The organism is Paenibacillus sp. RC334 (assembly GCF_030034735.1).
Lineage (GTDB): Bacteria > Bacillota > Bacilli > Paenibacillales > Paenibacillaceae > Paenibacillus > Paenibacillus terrae_A.
In genome coordinates this window covers 633,595-653,440 of the sequence record NZ_CP125370.1, presented here as the reverse complement: position 1 = coordinate 653,440, position 19,846 = coordinate 633,595, and the positions used below count along the sequence as shown (strand labels likewise).

Below are 19,846 nucleotides of genomic sequence, written 5' to 3'. Positions count from 1 at the left end.
TGATTTAGATTATATAATAAAACTCACATCGATAAGGTGAAACATGAAAAGATAGAAAGGATGGCTGCCCTTGAGTAAATATGTTTTAAATAAGGCAGGAACAGTAGCAGATTTAGAAGTACATATTGAAGAGGCTATTGATCGTACAATTGACGAAAAAAGGCTGGTTGGTGCTGGTGTACAAGTTGCGCTTAATGAGGCGCAATATTATAGTTGCGCTGCCGGATGTCCAGACCGTGAACAAAAGTCTGGGGGGGACCTCTCAGTGAGCCTATCCTTCTCCTGCAAAAATATAATTGCATTGGCTGCTATATGTTTGTCCGCATTGATGTTCGGCCTCGAAATTTCCAGTGTGCCAGTGATACTGCCAACTCTGGAAAAAGTATTGCATGGCGATCTTAAGGATATGCAATGGATTATGAACGCTTACACCATTGCATGTGCCACAGTTCTGATGGCTGTTGGAACGCTGGCTGACCGGTATGGAAGGAGGCGTATTTTCATTATCAGCCTCGTCTTGTTCGGTATTACATCCTTGATTTGTGGCTTGGCGCAAAGCACATCGGTTCTGATCATCAGTCGGTTTCTTCAAGGGGTGGGGGCTGGTGCGATGCAGATTTGCCAGATAGCAATTCTTTCACATCGGTTTCAGGAAGGACAAGAACGCAGCAAGGCCTTTGGCATATGGGGGATTGTGTTCGGTATCGGCCTCGGTTTTGGACCTATCATCGGCGGCATGATCGTGGCCGTGTTGAACTGGCATTGGGTTTTCCTGGTCCACGTTCCGTTGACCATCCTCACTTTGATTCTTGTTTTCCGTGGCATAGAGGAGTCCAGAGATCCGCAGGTGAAAAAGCTGGACATTATCGGCATCATCACGCTTTCGTTGACAGTTTTTGGCCTTGCATACTTTATCACGCAAGGGCCGGAACTCGGCTTTACCAGCAGAGCATCCATCAGCATCCTTATTGCAGTAGCAATAAGTTTCATTATTTTTCTATTTGCGGAAAAGCTCAGCGCCCATCCGATGTTTGACTTTTCCGTATTCAAGATACGTAATTTCTCTGGCGCTCTCCTTGGCTCCATCGGCATGAACTTCAGTTTCTGGCCGTTCATGATCTATCTGCCGATCTATTTCCAGAGTGGCCTGGGTTACGGCATCGTAGCCGCCGGGCTGTCTCTCTTGGCTTATGCGCTGCCCACCTTGGTAATTCCGCCTCTGGCAGAGCGTTTTTCGCTCCGCTATCAGCCGCGCATAGTCATTCCATCAGGTCTGTTCATCCTCGGCATGGGCTTCATTTTGATGAAATATGGCAGCAGCAGCGATCACGCCAGTTGGTTGACCATGCTCCCTGGCTCCTTGTTGGCTGGTATTGGGCTTGGCTTAACCAACACGCCTGTGACCAACACGACCACCGGCTCTGTTCCGAGTGCCCGTGCAGGCATGGCTTCCGGTATAGATATGAGTGCCAGATTGATCAGTCTAGCCATCAACATCGCTGTGATGGGATTCATCTTGCAGGAAGGTATTCTGTCTTATTTGAAGGGTGCCCTTTCCGGGACTCTCAATGCAGTGCAATTGCGGTCTGTAGCCGAAAAAATAGCCGCCGGAAATACTGTATCTCTCAAGCAGAGTTTGCCAGAACTCTCCTCTCTGGATGCGTCTGGAGCCGTCGTCCATGCAGCGCTTGTGCACGGCTTTGGCTTGATAATGCTCTACGGCGGTATTGGTGTCTGGGTTCTAGCCGCGATCAGTTTTATGATTTTTGGACCTAAGAGAGCATAAAGACAATCCCGGGGATATCCGGGGTTGTCTTTTTGTCAATTTAAAGGACTATCGGCAAGATAATAAAAGAAACGGAGGCAAGTATCCGCTTTCATGAGTATTAAAAGTCGGTTTTCGTTACTCATCCTCATTTTAAGCCCTTGTTTGTGATTATGAGCTGCCTGAAATCAAGGAAGCTTCGACCTCGTCCGATGGGCTTCCGTGTTCACCTTGCTCAAGGGTCTATCCTTTACCGAGGCTCACCAATATATTCAGTACCACGCTGACAACTGGGGACATGTCAAAGCAGTGCTGGCTCTGTCCGCCTTATCCGACCTGACCACCCACGTGAACCTGCAAAGTCTCTCTCCTGCAACGCCCATCGTAAAACCACGGATTAGCCGTTCTTATCTGATCGAGCATGGTCTGGTCTACTATTCATTCTAAATCCCGCTCACAGATTAATCCCTACCCTTCTCCAATTAGCACAAAAAAGCCTGAGACTGCTTATCACAGACCCAGGCTTTACACCCATCAGCAAATGTTTGATTATGCTTGCAGCTTACCTGCACGAATATCGTCTGTCATACCTGCGTATGGCGCTTGAGAAATCAATTTTTCGTTGTTTACACCCGCATTTTCAATGAATGTAATATCTGCAAATTCAGGGACAACATATTTAGGATAGGTTTCGTATTTTTCACGCGATTCTTCCATCAGCGGAATAAAATCGTTCTGATAGCGTACAGTGATTTCCGGATGCTCATGAACCCATTTAGGGAAGAAAATAATGCCGTGCATCCGTTTTTCCTCTGGCATAAAGTTCAGGGATACGTCTGTACCTGTCGGTTCAGTCCAAGATACTTTGTACACATTCTCCACCAGCTTCACCAAGTTGACCTTCTGGTCACGAACCCAACGTCCGCCTACCATGCCGCTATGAATGCGATAGTCGATGGTATCTTCATTTTTAATATATATTTCGTATTCCCAACCATTCTCGTAGGTGTAAATCATGTGACTGCCGATAAACTTGTCCATCTTGCATCCTTCTTTCTGTATTATGAGTTTTCATGAATTGAACATCATGCTGAAAATAATAAGTATTGAATTTTAAACATGTAAACTTAAACATGTTTTTGATTACATATAAATTGTAGCACTGTGGTATACTAATGTCAAATACCGCATTGCGAGGAGAGCTACGTTGAAACGTACATTAAAATATGCCATTCTGGGCCTAATTCACAAAGAGGAAATGAGCGGCTACGATATTACGAGCCAATTCAAGAAGGAAATCGGGCAATTTTGGAGCGCCAAGCACAGTCAGATTTATCCTGAGCTCAAAAGGCTGACCGAAGAGGAGTTAATCGAATATCGCACCTCGATTACAGGAGCCAAGCTGGAAAAGAAGCTGTACTGCATCACGCCCAAGGGAACCCGGGAGCTGACCGAATGGCTGCTGAGTCCCAAAGATTTACCGGAAACGGAAAAGGATGAATTCATGCTTATGCTGTATTTTTCATCAGCGATCTCGAAGGAAGAAAACAAACGATTGTTCGAGGACCAGATTACCAAACGTAAAGAGAAGCTGGAGTATTTATACCAAAGTAAGACCGCACTCCGACTGCTGGACGAAAACCTTCAATCTCCCGGCTCTGAACAATTCGGACATTATCTGGTGCTGAGCCGTGCCATTAATCGGGAAGAAAGCTATGTTTCGTGGCTGGAAGATACGCTCCCGTTGTTTGATTAGGCTTCAATATGAAAAAGTGACATGAAATATAAAAGCCTTTAACACCACGAAAATGGATGGTGTTAAAGGCTTTTTGGTAACACATCAAAATGATATTTTTAGTCTGCCGTGGTATTGGAGGCTCCATAATCCTCAATTTGAATATCCGTGCTGAAGGTTACCGGAATGGTACTAAAGGTCTTGTCCCAATCTCCTTTGACCTTACGCCATACCTGAGGATTCTGAATCCGCAGTGCTTCTCCGAAACCTCCGACATCTGCCTGTAGCCTATGCATTTTCGTCAATGTTTTTTCGGCTGTGGTATTGGCTTCTTCCTGCAAGATATTCTCTACTCGTGAAAATAGACGGTTTTTTGAAAAATCCTGACCCGGATTGAGGTTTTCCGAAATACGACCTGTCGATGTCATGTGAACATGAAAAGAGATGTCGTTGCCATGAACGGTAGCCTTGATCCGGCTTTTGACAGAATTGATCTCATACACGATACTTCTCCCTGTTTTAGGGTTTATGTATTTCAGGGTACCTCCATCCACTTCACCTTTCATCCACATCAGACCTTCAACCTCAGACTCGTTTAGAAGACCGATGTATTTTTGCGTCTTTCCCTGAATGACTCCCGCACCCGCAAGCTTTACTTCTTTCTCTGTGGTAATCACATTGGGTAATAAAAAGCTGCTGTGGGACTTCATCGGCCCAATGACTTTAACCAGAGACATGGGCTTGATCATTCGCGCATTCCGTTTACGGTTGATAAAAACATCCTTCAATATAAAGGCTGGTGTCTCTCCGGGGATTTTTTCCTCAAGCGCATCACCCGCTTTCTCTGTACTGATCAGCAGTTGAACGCTCGGCCTGATATCATTATCCCCTGCAAAAAAGTCCAGCAGCTCGTACATAGGAAGCTTTTGTAGCAGACTGGAACTGATAATGATCGTCTTCAAGTGAAACCCGATGGCAGGACGATTGGAACGTAATGAAACTTCACGCAGCATTTCAAGAAGAGAATCCCCCGTTTCAGTCATGTTGTAAAAGGTTTTATTTTGTGCAGGGGCACCTCCAGAGCCTTTACCTCTTTCAGGGAGCAGAAATTGAAAAGTTCCTTTAATTAGAATTTTCTTCGGATAGTATCCTCCTTCCCGTTCAATATACGCTTCCTGCGGAGATACTTGTCCTACATCCAGCGCGATGCCCGTCTCCAGATTCAAATCCTCCACCGGTCTACTGCTCCAACAGCCAGTTAGCAAACAACATATCAGAAGAAATGCTATTCCGAAAAAAACGATGCGCAAATTCTTCATCATCAGAGTCTCCTCCAGCGTGAAATAAGCAGTAGCAGCAAGGGTAACAAACCGTATAAAAGGATAGCCGCGTCACCGATCATCGTGCCTAGCGAAAACAACTCATTAATATTTTTGGGAATTCGGGACAGAACGTATACAATTGCGAGAACAATGAGTAGCATTTTGGTATACGATGTATTAAAAATTTGGGAGAGGCCAAGCGTACCACAGTAGAAGGCGATACTGAACGTAGCAAAAATCTGCATGATCCAGATGGACAGTAACAGGGACTCAAAACGTTCAAATACAAGAAAATCCACTTCAAAGCTGCGGGCCAGGTCCAGAAATGGCCACGTCCGAGTCACCACACCTTCCACCGAAAAAGCACCGATACACATGATCACAGCAGTCGTATAAAACAGCACCGTGATCCCGAAGCCCCAACCAATCACCCTCATTGCTTTCTCGGGCTTTTCCATACAACAAATAATGATGAGCAGGCACTCACTACCTGTAAACGTCAGACTTGTAGACTTTATGGCTTTGATGACTGGTTTTAGCCCTTCCGACAATACAGGGCGCAAATTGTTTAGTTCAAAAATATTAAAGCTCAGCAGACAGATGATCAAAAAGATAAACGCTGTAATGGGTAAAATAATTTGGCACACCTTACCTATCGCTCCTATGCGGCCCATGCACAGATATAGCGACACCCACATAAACGGTGCTGAAATAGCCCATGCGGGCGTTCCCTCAAGCAGAAAAAACGATGTTACTTCTTCCACAGAGCGAATTTCAAATGCACACAAAGCTACAAAATAAATCACGACTAGCATACCAATGATTTTGCCGATCGCTTTCCCCGTAATCTGCTGTACATACTGGTAGAAGGTTTTTTGGGGAAAGGTCTGACTCAATTTCACGATAATCCAGCCAGCCAGAAAAGCTACGCATCCTCCCAGGATCACGGAGATCCATACATCAGGAGTCTTGGAAGCCTTAACTGCCACCCGAGGAAGCGTAAGCAGACCTGCTGCCATGGTAAAGCCGACAAGAATCCCTGTCGTCTGCAACGTTGTAAGTTTATCCTCCCCCAGTTTTTTCATATCGTTGTGGCTCCCTCCTTTCCTAAATAACTAGCCTTTCCGCTTGGGTTGTTTGGGATTTAGCAGACGGGGTCTGCGTTTCATAAAATGTAACGGCGCCCGAATCATGTAATCCTTCCAGTCCCTCAACGAACGCGGAGATGTCAAACTAAGATAAGACAATCCAAAGCTTTTTAACTTAGCCATATGGATAACCAACAGCAGGAAAAACAGAATTACACCATACAAACCGAATATGGATGCAACAAACATCCCCGCAAAGCGAAGCATACGCATCGAAATCCCGGAACTGTACACAGGTGTGGCAAACGAAGAAATCGCCGTAACTGCCACAACAATGACTAAAATGGGACTTACAATTCCGGCATTAACCGCAGCCTGTCCAATAATCAGACCGCCGACAATACCCATAGCAGGCCCAATAGGTTTGGGCAGACGCAATCCTGCTTCACGCAGAATTTCAATGGAGGTTTCCATAATCAGCGCCTCGATCAATGTAGAGAAGGGTACACCTTGTCTTGCGCTGACGATAGAAATGACCAGCATGGTGGGAATAAGCCCGGGATGAAACGAGATAAAGGAAATATAGAGAGCAGGCGCGAACAGGGAGATAGCAGTTGCCATAAAACGCAGCAACCGAATCAGGGAACCCGATAGCCATCGCTCATAGTAATCCTCAGGCGACTGGAGCATCATATCGTAGGTTACAGGCATAAGGAGGGCGAACGGAGTACCATCCAACATCACAGCTACACGTCCCTCCAACAGAGCTGCCATCACCCTGTCAGGTCTCTCCGTATTTTGAATTTGCATAAAAGGACTAAGAAAATTGTCCTCAATGAGCTGCTCCACATAGCCTGACTCCATGACTTCATCTACATCAATGGTTTTGATCCGCCGTTTAACCTCCTCTACCAGCTCAAAATTAGCAATGTCCCTGAAATAGGCAACCATCAGTTGCTTTTGCACCCTTTTACCGACCTTGAAGGAGTGCATGGCCAGTTCGGTACTTTCTCCGTGTCTGCGCAATAACGCCGTATTATCGCTGAGCACCTCTGTGAAGCCAATCCGTGGACCTCGCAATACCGATTCTGATAATGGTTCCTCCACTCCGCGAGTTTTACCCTTGGATGAACCCAGAATAAGTACACCTGAAGTACCCTCGATCAAGAGTACGATAGAGCCGAACAAAACCTTCTGCAAAGAATATTTCACATCCTGCGTATGCTCTGTCTCCACTACAAGCATAACTTGACGGATAACCATATCCCGGAGTGCATCGCCTTGCGGTATTTCTTCCTCTTGGTCTGAGCTTCCCCAATCCAGCAGTGGCTTGATTATATTTTGGTCCATGCTGGTCTTGTCCGTTAAGCCATCTACACAAAACAGACTTACCCTGACCTGTAAATGATCCAGAAAAATAGACTTTTGATTAACATCCGCCATATCCATTATGGCTTGTCTCATCTTCGTTACATTCGCCTCATAATCCTCAGAATAGCTTTCGTCCTCATTCTTACTAACATTCGGATCCTTGCTTTCAGAAGGATCGCGAGCATCTTGCTCTGCAGGGTCGCGTTCTTCAAGCAGCTCTATTCGTTCCTTGCGTCTGCTTTCTCTGCCGTCGACCGTTTTAATTTGTCGAACCGCCAACAAGATGAGTAAAGGTACAATGGACAAAAAGATAGCCTGTACTAACACTGTCCATTTGGGCATATGAGTTACAATTGCCTGCCACATGTCCCTTCCCCCTTCGCCTTCATCCGATTTGTATATATATTTACCGGGATTAGAAAAAAAATGCATGAGCATTGATCCGCACCTCACCATCAGATGCACATTCGAGACATAACAAGGGATATTCCCTTTAAGGAATACTTACTTGGTGGGATAAAATTATTGTCTAATAAAAGGAATAAAACGGTTAATTTGATGGTTATCTAGCGATGTCAAAAGCCAAAATTCATGATAGTATCATTTCAGTCCGTGACTAATCTCACAAATTCGTTGGATTTGTTGTCCATTATTTGAATCTGAAAAGGGGTTGTAGGTATGAAGAAACATTTTTGGAAAAAAGCAGCTGTATTGAGTTTGTTAGCGGTCATTTTGTTAGGGGGAACGGCCATCAGTCCCAAACAGGCACACGCAGGGTATGAGCCTTATATTGGGGAAGTTACGATGTATCCTTACATGTTCGCTCCTAGGGGATGGTTAAAATGCGAGGGTCAGCTCTTGAGCATTAGTCAGAATACTGCATTATTCAGTCTGCTGGGCACTAATTTTGGCGGCGATGGAATGAACACATTTGCATTACCCGACTTGCGCGGGGCTTCCCCAATGCCGAATGTAGACTACTATATCGCAACCGAAGGGGTGTACCCATCCCGCCCTTAATGAATGTGTTCATCGATGGGCTAATTAATGAAGAAGAGGTGATGGCGTGCTCGAAGGCAATAACTTCACACGCAACAAATTGAAACCCTATCGCTTGCTGGTTCCATTGCTGCCTTTCCTCGGCGGAGCAGCTTTGCTCATTGGGACGAATGAAGCCAATGCTGCTGGTTGGGAAAATGTAGTACTTAACAAACCAGCCACATCAAGCGGCTATAGTCAGCCATATGAACCCGGCAAAGCAGTCGACGGTTCCTGTGAACCGACAAGTCGCTGGTATCAAGCAAGCAACGGTGAAAAATGGATTCAGGTAGATCTGAGAGACTGGTATATCGTAGATCGATATGGTGTAGCAGGTATGGGAATCCTTTATGGGTGGCAAGATCAACGTGATCCATATAGTTTCCGATTGCAAACGAGCAGTGACGGAAGTAATTGGGTGACTGTTGATGCCGTTCAGAATAATGGGAGCTCTAATTTTGAAAAGAGCATTGCTCCTGTAACTACACGGTACTTGCGATTATATATTGATCAAGGAAATGCGAGAAACAATCAATGGGCTTCCATCATGGAATTCGCAGCTTATGGGGAGCGATTACCCGTTCCACAGGCTCCGGGTCATTTTACAGGAACCAAAAATGGAAATACAGTGGAGTTAAGCTGGGATGCCGTTCCTTATGCAACTTCATACAAAGTCATACGAGATAGTGTAACGCTCTATACAGGTAACTTAACCCAATTCATAGACACTTCAGCATTGCCGCCAGGTGAAGCCCTTTACACTGTTCAGGCTGTAAATGCTAAGGGGGAGAGCACTCCCTCAGAGGTTAAAGTGAACATACTTACCGATGCCGAGAGAGTTGCACAGGCAAAAGCCGCTCTTGCTTTAGGCTTCGCACCTGGAGATACAGCTGATTTGGTATCCCAAAAGCTGACGCTGCCACTCGCTGGGTTGAATGATACGACAGTGGGCTGGAGTTCAGATACCCCTGATGTCATCACCAATGAGGGGGCTGTCACACGCCCGCGCTACGATTCGGGTGATCGGAAAGTAAAGCTGACCGCGACGATTACAAAGGGAACCGCTTCGGATACCCAAACTTTTGAGGTTACCGTATTGAAGGTAGCCGCACAAGATACACTGGATCAGGCAGCAGATAGCCTGTCACTGGGCGATTTGTCTGCGGTGAAAGAAAATTTGTCTCTTCCTCTGTCCGGCTATGGTGGTGTCCAGATCGAATGGTCCTCTGCCAATCCACTTGTTATCGCACCAGATGGAACACTTAGCAGACCCTCCTATATTAATGGAAATACAGATGTTACCCTGACGGCTGTCCTGCATCTCGAAGGCTTAACGAAAACAAAGAATTTCACTGCACATGTGCTCAGTCTGCCGATGAACGATATTGAAGCCGTAAACGCAGCTTACACGGCACTTGATGTACCTGTAACCACCGTAACCGGGGACGTATATTTGCCGAAAGAAGGTTTGAACGGCGTTCAGGTGTCATGGACTTCGAATCACCCCGAGTTCCTGGATCACACCGGTCATGTCACGTTCCCGAGCTATGTACAGGGTGATCAGACTATTACGCTGGAAGCTGTTCTGGCAAGAGGCGGAGCGGAGCTTCGCAAAACATTTAGCCTGCTCGTGCCTTCACTGCCCGTAAGCGCTGATGAAGCTGTGAATTTGGCAGCAGATACTCTGAAACTGGATTACCCGCAGGGGATTAAGGATTCCATCACTCTGCCCAATGCAGGAGCATTTGACACACGTATTGATTGGTCCTCGGATCAACCGGACGTTCTCAGCAACACGGGTCAGGTGAATCGGCCGAAGTTTATAGACGGTTATGTAAATGTACAATTAATAGCAACTATATCCAAAGGCCCAACCTCTGTACAAAGAACATTCATAATCACAGTATTGAAGGCGTTACCGAATACACCCTATGTACGTTTGAACGGCAACAACCCGATCATTCTGGAAGCTGGCAGCACCTTCACCGATCCGGGAGCCAGCGTGCTGGACAGCGTATATGGTAATATTCTGGTATCGGATCTGTCAGGTATCGGCAACGTGGATACGAATGCGCCTAGTGTATATGTATTGAACTATGCTTATAGCGATCAATCTGGTTGGTCGGCTGAGCCAGCCGAACGTCACATAAACGTGCTCCCCCGTGCTATTGAAGCCGCAGCAGGCAATGACGCTACCGCCTCGGTGATCGTTACAGGCGCTTGGCCGGGCGCACGGCTTGAACTGTACAATGCCCAGCAGGAGCTGATTGCGCAAGGAACCGCTTCTGGAGAAGGGAAATATGTATTTACACCTGCTCCTGAAGGAGTCAGCTACTACGTGCTACAGATCGTGAATAGTATGGAAAGTGCTCCCTCCAGATTAGTGTATGCACAGGGATTAACCGCCCAACGTGTAGCCGATTCCATCACAAGCCTGGCAGCACCTGCCGCCAGTAATACCCTGCTCAAGCTGCCTGCAGTGCCCGAGGGCTTCCGCCTGACCATCAGCAGTAGTAGCCAGCCGGATATTATCCGTACAGATGGAGCTATCTTCCCGGCAGCAACCCAAACGACGGTTGCTGTAATACTGGAGGTCACCAAGGTAAGCGACGGTTCTCACGCCCTGACACAACAAATCGAAGTAACCGTTCCTGCTAAGGTCATTGTAGACACGGGCAATTCTAATAAAAAAGACCGAGACGAGGACTACAACAACTCTCTTATTCAACTGCAACCCGGATTTTCCGAACAGGGAAAAGCCATCATCTATACTCCTTCTGCGGCGTTTCTGGATGGACAAATCACTCAGGCCCGCATGGAAGGCAAGGCTTACGCAGATATACAACTAGAGCAGGAAAAGGATACCAGCCGTGTTGTTCTTCCCTATTCTTCGCTGAATAAATGGGATAAAGTCGGGGCCGCGGTCATATCCCAATATGGAACACTGATGCTATCCAGTGATGCCTTAACCCGTATGTTCTCGGGTCAGCAGGACGTTGCATTGTCATTCCAGCAGGCAGATGCACAGCGTACACAGCAGATCCGCGATTGGGCCGGACAACAATCCAATCTGAAGCTGATCGGTGCGTCTGTGGAAATCAAGGCTAACGTTACAGGCACATCGCATATCGTTCTGCCACTGGATGCCGAATCCATCCGTGAATTGCAGGGCAAAGAACCCCAGTTTTCTATTCTCGTTATTCATGACAATGGAGAGCAGGAGATTCTGAAAGGTACGGCAGTGAGGGATTCCAAAGGAAATCTGTCGGCTGTGGGTTTCGATACGACCCGGTTTAGTACCTTTGCGATTGCTGTCTCTACTGATACAAAGTCTCCATCCGATAATACAAACGCTCAGGACAGCACAACAAATTCAGCGGATTCGCAAGACACAGCTCCGGTATGGCCGGATGTCCAAGGCCATTGGGCGGCGAAGTCCCTGCAATCGCTGGCAGCCAAAGGCTGGATACAAGGCTACAAAGATGGCAACATGCGTCCAGAGCGTGCGGTAAGCCGCGCAGAATTTGTATCCATACTGACCCGAGCGTTGGGAACCACTGTACATGAGAGTGTGTCTACCTCATTTACAGATATGAATGGGCACTGGGCTGCATCAGCCGTGGATGCCGCTCATCGCCAGGGATGGATCGAAGGGTTAAATGCTCAGACATTCGGCCCCGATGAACGTCTTACCCGTGAACAGGCGATGGTGATCCTGTCACATGCGATAGCGGATAAGGCATCGGCTTCAGGCACGGCCAAATTGCAATCCTATAAGGATGAGCAGCAGATCGCTTCCTGGGCTTCCTCCGCCTTCGAAAAGGCTGTTTCCTCCGGTTGGATCAGCGGATATCCTGATGGAACGCTCAAACCAAAGGCAGCCATTAGCAGAGGCGAGATGGCTGAACTACTGGTACGTATTTTCAAATAAGACTGATTAAGTACCTAATGAATTTAGATATATTAGTGGAGTATAAGCCAATACAGCGCGGTTTCCGAGTTATTCGGAGACCGCGCTTTGTTTATGAATGATATGGACTAACCTTGCGTATCAATTAAGATTTTAGATTGACGCTTGTCTGAAATTAAAAGCTCCAAACCATCCTCTACGATACGATCCAGCGTTATTTTTTGAGTAATGACCTTCTTAATATCCAGTCTGCCTGCCGCAATCATAGCAATGACTTCAGGGAAGATATGCCGATAGGCGATTGAGGTTCGAATGGATACTTCTTTGATCAGGATGCTGTTCACATCCAAAGTCACCGGTTTCGCGTATGCTGCGACAACGACCAATTGTCCTCCTTTTTTCAGCACCTCCAACCCGCTCGTAAACGTAGCCTGTACGCCTGCCGCTTCATAAGCAATATCAACCCCGTATTCATGCAAGGAGAGTATTTGGGCAGTCACATCTTCATTGGCACTATTAATCACAACGGTTGCCCCTACCTCAAGAGCCTTCTCCAGTCTTTCCGAGGAAATATCCACGGCTATAATTTCCGCAGCACCCGCCGATTTGGCGGCAATAATCGTTAGAATACCGATGGGGCCGGCTCCAAAGACAACCACGCTATTCCCGATCTTCAACTGACTTTCCCGAACGGCATGAACTGCTACAGCAGTTGGCTCAATAAGGGCTCCTTCCTCAAGAGACACGGAGTCAGGAAGCTTATGCGCCTGATGCGCTTCAACCAGAGCGAACTCAGCAAAGCCTCCGTCACCTTGAAGACCTATAAATCCGAAATTATTTGCCAGGTTATACTTCCCTTGCTGTACATAATAATCATCCTGTGAGTACACAATCGGCTCAACCGCCACCCGATCTCCGGGCAAAAGATGGGCTACGCCTTCTCCCACCTCAGTAATCACTCCAGCAAATTCGTGCCCCAGCACCAGTGGAAGTCCGCGCTTGGTAAGAGGATGTGGTGTTTCAGATACACCTACCCCGTGATGATACGCATGGAGATCACTTCCACAAATTCCGGCCCATTCAACTTTGACCTTGACCTTGCCAGGCTGTATGCCAGGCTCTTGGACCTCTTCAACACGTACATCCTTGGTTCCATAAATTACGGCTGCTTTCATGATGTCACTCCTTTAAGCGCTTTCAAATTTTATGTCATTGTTATTTTACTCTTCTTGAGAAGTTAATTAAAATTAATTATAATTACTTTTAATTAAGTAACACTTATATGTGGGGTGAATGTTGTTTTGAACTTGGAACAATTAACTTATGTTGTAGAGGTCGATAAAGTAAAATCACTCTCCGAGGCAGCTCTACGTCTGCATGTGTCTCAATCCGCCATCAGTCAGGCCATAACCGCTCTCGAAAAAGAACTTGGACTCAAGCTGTTCATCCGTTCAAGATCCGGTACAACCTCCACGGAAGAAGGCCAGCTATTTATTAAGAAAGCTTTTGAAGCAACGAAAATCATTCAAGAAATGCTGCTGGAATCGGAAAATCGGAAGCACGCCTTAAGTGGTTTACTGCGTTTGGGCACTATGCCTGCGGAAATGGCGACACTGGTCAACGTTATTGTCTCACTAAAGAAGGAGCATCCGGAAGTTCACATTGAGATCACGGAGCAAGGCTCTCTAAAGACCCTTCAACTGGTGCGGCAAGGTAAAATTGATCTGGGCATGATTGCTCTACCCGAGGATTTACTACAGCAGGAGGCTCTACCCTTCGATACTCTCTACCAAGGCAAAATGATGGTTGTTGCCGGACGGAACTCTCCGCTGGCTTCACAGAAATCTATTACCCCTGAGGAAATGAGAGCCTATTCCTTTGTTTTATATAAGGATGACTATATCGATATGTTTATCAGAGACTTTACCGAGCAGTTTGGTGACGTGAATATTTTGTTCAAGACGAACTCGGATAGTGCAATTCAGAGCGCTATATTAGAAGGACTGGCTATTTCGATAGGTCACGATTATTCCTTTCAAAAGGCGACCATGGAGCGGGGCCAATCCGTCCATCTATTGGAAATTGAGCGCTTTGCGCAGCAGCCTGTTCATTTTGGTTGGATCAGATCGGCTAACAGCTCGCGTTCCGCAATTAACGAATATTTTATACAGCGTTACAAGTTGGAAGCCCGGTTTGGAAATACAGAAAATCGATATTAAAGCTTATGTACAAGCATCCAATAATAATTCTTGTGTGGTGATTCACCCTTTTCGCTTCAGTAAATATATTGTTAATATCTGCGAAACGGGGCGATGATCCACCTGTCACCTCTACAGTAGGGAGAAATGTGAAGGAGGAGATATTTGAACATGAAACACAGAAAACCGTTCAGGTTCAGTGGTGCTTCAAAAAAAGACGAGGACTGCAAACCACCTAAAATTAGCAGAGAAACGGAAGAACTTCTCAAACTGATTAAGGAATTAGTCGCCATCATCCCGCTCGTTTTCGCAAACCCGTCTGTGGCTAATGTAACTTCATTGCAACAGATTTTACAGCGATTATTAGCTCTCGCAAATAAATTGAGACTTAGAGGCTCGGCTAAGACAGATTTATTAGCGGCGTTGGAACTGGCTATCGTGGCGTCGGAAGCCACTCTTTTCTCCCCGATCGGTGTTGGAACGACACTGCAACAACTGCTGGAAGTCTTATTGTCTATTATTTTGCAGGAACCCCTTGATCCTGCTCTTAAAGACAGTTTGATCAGTGCAATCAGAAATGCCGAAACGGCTATCAGTATTGCGTTGGGTGGCACGGCAGGAACCCCCGGTCCACAAGGGCCCGCTGGGCCTGCTGGTCCGGGCGGTGCTCCAGGACCTGTCGGTGGACCAGGGCCGGTGGGTGCGGCAGGACCAGCAGGTCCAGTTGGACCTGCTGGTCCTGTCGGACCTGTCGGGGCTGCCGGACCTGTTGGAGCCGCCGGACCTGTTGGAGCCGCCGGACCTATCGGCGCCGCTGGGCCAGTAGGCGCCGCCGGGGCTGCTGGAGCCACCGGGGCTACAGGAGCTACAGGCGCGGCAGGACCTGCCGGGGGGGCTACCGGGGCCACGGGCGCCGTTGGAGCCACAGGCGCTACGGGCGCAGCGGGGGTCGCTGGGGCTACAGGAACTACGGGCACGGCGGGCGCTGTCGGAGCTACCGGGGCCACGGGCACGGCGGGGGCCATTGGAGCTACCGGGGCCACAGGCACGGCGGGGGCCGTCGGAGCTACCGGGGCCACAGGCACGGCGGGCGCTGTCGGAGCTACCGGGGCCACGGGTACAGCAGGGGTTACTGGAGCCACCGGTTCGGGGGCAATCATTCCATTTGCTTCGGGTGGACCAGCAATTTTGACAACCATTGTCGGCGGGCTGGTTGGAACCACAAGTTTGATCGGCTTTGGAAGCTCAGCAACAGGCATTAGCCTTGTGGGTGGAACCATTGACCTGACAGGCACACTTGCAGGGCCACTGATTAACTTTGCTTTTTCTGTACCACGGGATGGCGTAATTACATCCATCGCTGGATATTTTAGTACAACAGCTGCGCTAACTCTCGTTGGATCAACCGCGACGATTACTGCCCAGTTGTTTAGTTCGACTACACCTGATAACACCTTTACAGCGGTCCCTGGGGCTACCGTTACATTAGCTCCACCACTGACTGGCATCATTGCCTTGGGTACCATTTCCAATGGCATCACTACCGGATTGGCTATACCAGTAACCGCGCAGACTCGTCTGCTCCTTGTCTTCTCTGCAACAGCTACGGGACTCTCCCTCGTAAACACCATCGTGGGTTATGCGAGCGCAGGCATTACCATCACCTGATCCAAGACGAAAAGGGCTCAGCAGGACTTGTTCCTGCCGAGCCCTTTTCTTATTTGCATTAAAGTGATATTTTCACTTCTTCTCCATCTTCCCAAATGGTGAATGTTTTAATTTGTCCGTGATCAGGCTCTTGAACGATACCCGTCTCCAAATCAATCTTCCAATCACATAGCGGGTCATAAATGTAATGACCGGATACCATCGCTTCGGTAAGCGGCCCCCCTTTAGGATGCGGGCTGGAATTTTCAACAGCGTAAAGCTTGTTCTCCGAAGTGCGGAAAACTGCGATTTCGTTATCATCCAACCGGATCGTCCGCCCAATTCTATTTGGAAAATCCTTACTGTGACCGACGATAAGCCACTCAGCATGTTTGATCATTCGCTTGATTGCTCCCTTCTCCAGGCATGATTTAAATACATTCACACAACAGACGGTGTAACTACTTCAAATAAATTTTTGCGCGAATCGGCATCGTTGATGATCTTTCTCCATGGGTCTTCAACCTGTTGCAGTGCAAATTCGATCCGTTCTATTAAAGCTTTGCGATGATCTACATCGTGAACGACAGCCTCCCGAATCTCTTCAAGGCCGGTCCGTTCCACCCATTCCGAAGTACGCTCCAGATATTGGCCTGTTTCCCGGTACAGTTGCATCACGCTTCCCACAATCTCAATCAGTTCATCGTCCGTTTTCACTTTGCAGAGCGAATCAGCCAACCGCGCTTTTATACCACCGTTTCCACCGATAAAAATCTCCCAGCCTCCATCATTGCCCACAATCCCGATATCCTTTGTACATGATTCCGCACAGTTGCGCGGACATCCGTTGACCGCTAATTTAAATTTTGCCGGAAAATCCAATCTTTCAAATTTCCGTTCCAGCAATTCTCCCATTCCCATAGAATCCTGTGTACCAAAACGGCAAAATTGTGATCCAACACAGGTTTTAACTGTACGAAGGGATTTGGCATAGGCATATCCCGACGGCATATCGAGTTCTTCCCACACTTTAGGCAAATCCTCTTTACGGACACCAATCAAATCCAGCCGCTGTCCTCCTGTTACTTTAACTACTTTAACGTTGTATTTAAGAGAAACATCAGCTATTTTCTTCAAATCCTCCGGAGTTGTTACACCGCCGTACATTCTTGGCACAACTGTAAATGTTCCATCCTTTTGAATATTCGCGTGCAGTCGCTCGTTCACAAACCGGGAATCTTCCTCATTTTCATAGGTATCCGGGTTAATCATTCCCAAATAATAATTCAGCGCCGGGCGGCATTTGGAGCATCCTTCATCATTCTGCCAACCTAGTACATTCATAACTTCACGTGTCGTTGTAAGCCCCTTGGTTTTGATAGCAGCAACAATTTCATCCCGGCTCCATGTTGTGCAGCCACATATTCCTTGCTTGGCAGCCGTCTTGAAGCTGTCTCCAAGAACATACTGGAGAATTTGTTCAACGACCGGCTTGCACCCTCCGCAGGACCGCGTTGCCCCGGTACATGCCTTAATTTCGTCGACTGTGGTCAATCCATTTTCATGGATCGCATCAACAATCGCCTTTTTAGTCACACCGTTGCAGCCGCAGACAATTTCGTCATCAGCCATCGTTTCAGCGGATAAGGTTTTAGCCCCGTCTTTACTGCATCCGGTACCCATGAGTTGTCCATATATCTCATCTGTCATCAACGTTTGCTGCCGCACATATTTTTGAAGACTGGCGGATTCGCTCACATCTCCGAACAGTACAGTTCCGACAATCCTGTTTTCATGAAGCAGTATTTTTTTGTAAGTGCGCTTCCACTCATCCTTGGCTACAATCACCGTATGCTCAGAAGCAGTTATGAATTCACCAGCCGAGAAAACATCCACTCCTGAAATTTTGAGCTTGGTGGAAACCACCGATCCCATATAGCCTTCGGTATCCGCACCTGCCAAATGTTTGGCAATTACACTTCCCTGTTCGAACAGCGGAGCAACCAGGCCGTAACAGATCCCGCGGTGTTCAACACACTCCCCTACAGCATATACATCCGGCATGGAGGTCCTCATCCAATCATCGACCACAATTCCACGGTTCGTTTCCATACCACTTTGCACAGCCACCTGAATATTAGGCTTAATCCCAACGGTCATAACGACCAAATCCGCTTCCAGTTCGCTTCCGTCCGAAAACCGCAGTCCCTGTACCCGATCTTGACCGTACACCTCTGCAGTTTGCATTTGCATAGCAAACTTGATCCCCTGACGTTCTAGTTCTGCCCTCAGCATCGTAGAAGCTTCCGGGTCCAGCTGACGCTCCATCAGATCCTCCATCAAATGAATGACCGTTACGTCCATGCCGAGATTGACCAAACCTTTAGCCGCTTCCAGTCCCAACAGCCCTCCACCAATGACTGCTGCCTTTTTATAAGTTTTCGCCGCCTCAAGCATTGCCGAGCAATCGGCGATATCTCGAAAACCGATGACGCCTGGTAATTCTTTTCCCGGAATAGGCAAGATAAACGATTGAGAGCCAGTAGCCACCAAAGCTACATCGTAATCCATTTCAAGTCCATCCTCAGTGTGAATCCTCTTTCTTTCTCCGTCGATGCTTCGCACCGTTTTCCCAGTATATAAAGTAATACCTTGGTCCTCGTACCATTGCAAATCGTTCAGAATGATGTCCTCAATGGTTTTACTCCCTTCCAAAACATAAGAGAGCATGATCCTGTTATAGTTCGGATGGGGCTCATTTCCAAGGACCGTAATTTCATATTTATCCGTTAATTTTAGAATTTGTTCGACCGTATTGATACCAGCCATCCCGTTCCCTATAACAACAAGCTTCTGTTTACTGTTTGCCATATGCCGGTTCCTCCATTCATTCGACGACATTGCCTGCGTTCTTATGAATATTGCTTATGCTTCTATTCTAATGTCGGGAGTTGCGTTATGTGTGATTACAATCACAATATAATTAAAACCTTAAATGTTGAGGGATTTCCCTATTCGGATTCAAGGGATTAAGGTAAGAAACTGAAACTGAAATTGAAATTGAGTTATTATGATGATTTTTGAAAAGTGGATGCTCCTATTTGACTCTTCTCAATATTTGATTTAAAATTCAATTAAATGATACAAAAAACTATCAATTAATAATATATGATATCAAATAAATAAGGAGTTCCCATGAAGAAAGACATGACAACGATCAAGCAAGTGAGGCTTAACAGCCTTTTGGATGTTGCTACCATGCTACTTATTGAAAAGCCAAACGCCTCCATGAATGAGATTGCTGATTATGCAGGAATTGGTATTGCCACATTGCATCGATATGTTGAAAGCAGAGAGCAACTGATGATTTATCTGGGATTTCGGGCCATCGAAGTCGTAAGTGAAACCATGAAAGGGATTTCCTTGGACGAGGAAAACTATGAAAATTACATTCCAGAGTTGATTGAGACACTTATTCCGTTAGGAGACAAAATTTATTTTCTTGCTCATGATGCATCCGTCAACTTCAACAAGGAAATTGAAGGAGCGGATCAGAAGCTAAGGGAACCCATCCTGCATGTGATTGAAATATTGCAACAAAAGGGTTATTTTCACCCGCATGTCGATAAAGATTGGATCATGAATGTCCTCTACTCGCTGCTATTCCTAACATGGCAGCAAGTAAGGAACGGCAATATTGCGAAAAATTCTGCGGCGGCACTGGTTGTAAATACTTTTTACCATGGATTCAAAGCAACTGATTACTGATCAC

General features: G+C 46.9%; 15 protein-coding genes. 8 read left to right on the top strand and 7 right to left on the bottom strand.

Annotated elements, in window-relative coordinates:
- Positions 1-70: 70 nt before the first annotated feature.
- Both QMK20_RS03170 and QMK20_RS03165 read left to right on the top strand, forming a co-directional pair.
- On the top strand, positions 71-1,786 hold the full coding sequence (locus tag QMK20_RS03170) for an MFS transporter (protein WP_283654560.1): 1,716 nt from the start codon (positions 71-73) through the stop codon (positions 1,784-1,786).
- A 201-nt stretch (positions 1,787-1,987) separates the two neighbouring features.
- Positions 1,988-2,212: a hypothetical protein gene (locus QMK20_RS03165; protein WP_283654559.1), complete on the top strand. Its 225-nt coding sequence runs from the start codon at positions 1,988-1,990 to the stop codon at positions 2,210-2,212.
- A 102-nt stretch (positions 2,213-2,314) separates the two neighbouring features.
- Here QMK20_RS03165 and QMK20_RS03160 read toward each other — a convergent pair whose 3' ends face one another.
- Positions 2,315-2,806: a phenolic acid decarboxylase gene (locus QMK20_RS03160; protein ID WP_014279672.1), complete on the bottom strand. Its 492-nt coding sequence runs from the start codon at positions 2,804-2,806 to the stop codon at positions 2,315-2,317.
- A gap of 166 nt (positions 2,807-2,972) precedes the next feature.
- Between QMK20_RS03160 and QMK20_RS03155 the strand changes: the two genes are divergently transcribed.
- Entirely contained in the window at positions 2,973-3,521 is a 549-nt protein-coding gene (locus QMK20_RS03155) for a PadR family transcriptional regulator (protein WP_283654558.1), read from the top strand.
- 98 nt (positions 3,522-3,619) lie between these two features.
- Here the strand turns inward: QMK20_RS03155 and QMK20_RS03150 are convergent, their stop codons facing one another.
- Genes QMK20_RS03150 through QMK20_RS03140 form a run of 3 tightly spaced genes read right to left on the bottom strand, consistent with a single transcriptional unit; the run spans position 3,620 to position 7,647 of the window.
- Positions 3,620-4,819, bottom strand: a complete 1,200-nt coding sequence (locus QMK20_RS03150) for a Ger(x)C family spore germination protein (RefSeq protein ID WP_283656185.1) — start codon at positions 4,817-4,819, stop codon at positions 3,620-3,622.
- Positions 4,820-4,821: 2 nt separating this feature from the next.
- On the bottom strand, positions 4,822-5,907 hold the full coding sequence (locus tag QMK20_RS03145; RefSeq protein ID WP_283654557.1) for a GerAB/ArcD/ProY family transporter: 1,086 nt from the start codon (positions 5,905-5,907) through the stop codon (positions 4,822-4,824).
- A 30-nt stretch (positions 5,908-5,937) separates the two neighbouring features.
- On the bottom strand, positions 5,938-7,647 hold the full coding sequence (locus QMK20_RS03140; protein ID WP_283654556.1) for a spore germination protein: 1,710 nt from the start codon (positions 7,645-7,647) through the stop codon (positions 5,938-5,940).
- 312 nt (positions 7,648-7,959) lie between these two features.
- Here QMK20_RS03140 and QMK20_RS03135 point away from each other — a divergent pair, with 312 nt between their 5' ends.
- Together QMK20_RS03135 and QMK20_RS03130 are read left to right on the top strand one after the other, a co-directional pair.
- The gene (locus QMK20_RS03135; RefSeq protein WP_283654555.1) at positions 7,960-8,301 is read left to right on the top strand and encodes a tail fiber protein; all 342 of its coding nucleotides are present in this window, start codon (positions 7,960-7,962) and stop codon (positions 8,299-8,301) included.
- Positions 8,302-8,347: 46 nt separating this feature from the next.
- The gene (locus QMK20_RS03130) at positions 8,348-12,250 is read left to right on the top strand and encodes an immunoglobulin-like domain-containing protein (protein WP_283654554.1); all 3,903 of its coding nucleotides are present in this window, start codon (positions 8,348-8,350) and stop codon (positions 12,248-12,250) included.
- A 107-nt stretch (positions 12,251-12,357) separates the two neighbouring features.
- Here QMK20_RS03130 and QMK20_RS03125 read toward each other — a convergent pair whose 3' ends face one another.
- On the bottom strand, positions 12,358-13,404 hold the full coding sequence (locus tag QMK20_RS03125; protein WP_283654553.1) for a 2,3-butanediol dehydrogenase: 1,047 nt from the start codon (positions 13,402-13,404) through the stop codon (positions 12,358-12,360).
- 126 nt (positions 13,405-13,530) lie between these two features.
- On the opposite strand from QMK20_RS03125, the gene QMK20_RS03120 reads away from it, so the two are divergent.
- Both QMK20_RS03120 and QMK20_RS03115 read left to right on the top strand, forming a co-directional pair.
- Positions 13,531-14,448, top strand: coding sequence for a LysR family transcriptional regulator (locus QMK20_RS03120; protein WP_283654552.1), 918 nt, complete (start codon positions 13,531-13,533; stop codon positions 14,446-14,448).
- A gap of 150 nt (positions 14,449-14,598) precedes the next feature.
- On the top strand, positions 14,599-16,095 hold the full coding sequence (locus QMK20_RS03115; protein WP_283654551.1) for an exosporium glycoprotein BclB-related protein: 1,497 nt from the start codon (positions 14,599-14,601) through the stop codon (positions 16,093-16,095).
- Positions 16,096-16,153: 58 nt separating this feature from the next.
- On the opposite strand, the gene nirD is transcribed toward QMK20_RS03115, so the two are convergent.
- Together nirD and nirB are read right to left on the bottom strand one after the other, a co-directional pair.
- A complete protein-coding gene (gene nirD, locus QMK20_RS03110) occupies positions 16,154-16,474 on the bottom strand; it encodes a nitrite reductase small subunit NirD (protein WP_283654550.1) in 321 nt (106 codons plus the stop codon).
- 41 nt (positions 16,475-16,515) lie between these two features.
- Complete coding sequence (nirB, locus tag QMK20_RS03105) at positions 16,516-18,945, bottom strand: nitrite reductase large subunit NirB (RefSeq protein WP_283654549.1); 2,430 nt, start codon at positions 18,943-18,945, stop codon at positions 16,516-16,518.
- A 324-nt stretch (positions 18,946-19,269) separates the two neighbouring features.
- Here nirB and QMK20_RS03100 point away from each other — a divergent pair, with 324 nt between their 5' ends.
- Complete coding sequence (locus tag QMK20_RS03100) at positions 19,270-19,842, top strand: TetR/AcrR family transcriptional regulator (RefSeq protein WP_283654548.1); 573 nt, start codon at positions 19,270-19,272, stop codon at positions 19,840-19,842.
- The last annotated feature ends 4 nt before the right edge of the window (positions 19,843-19,846 follow it).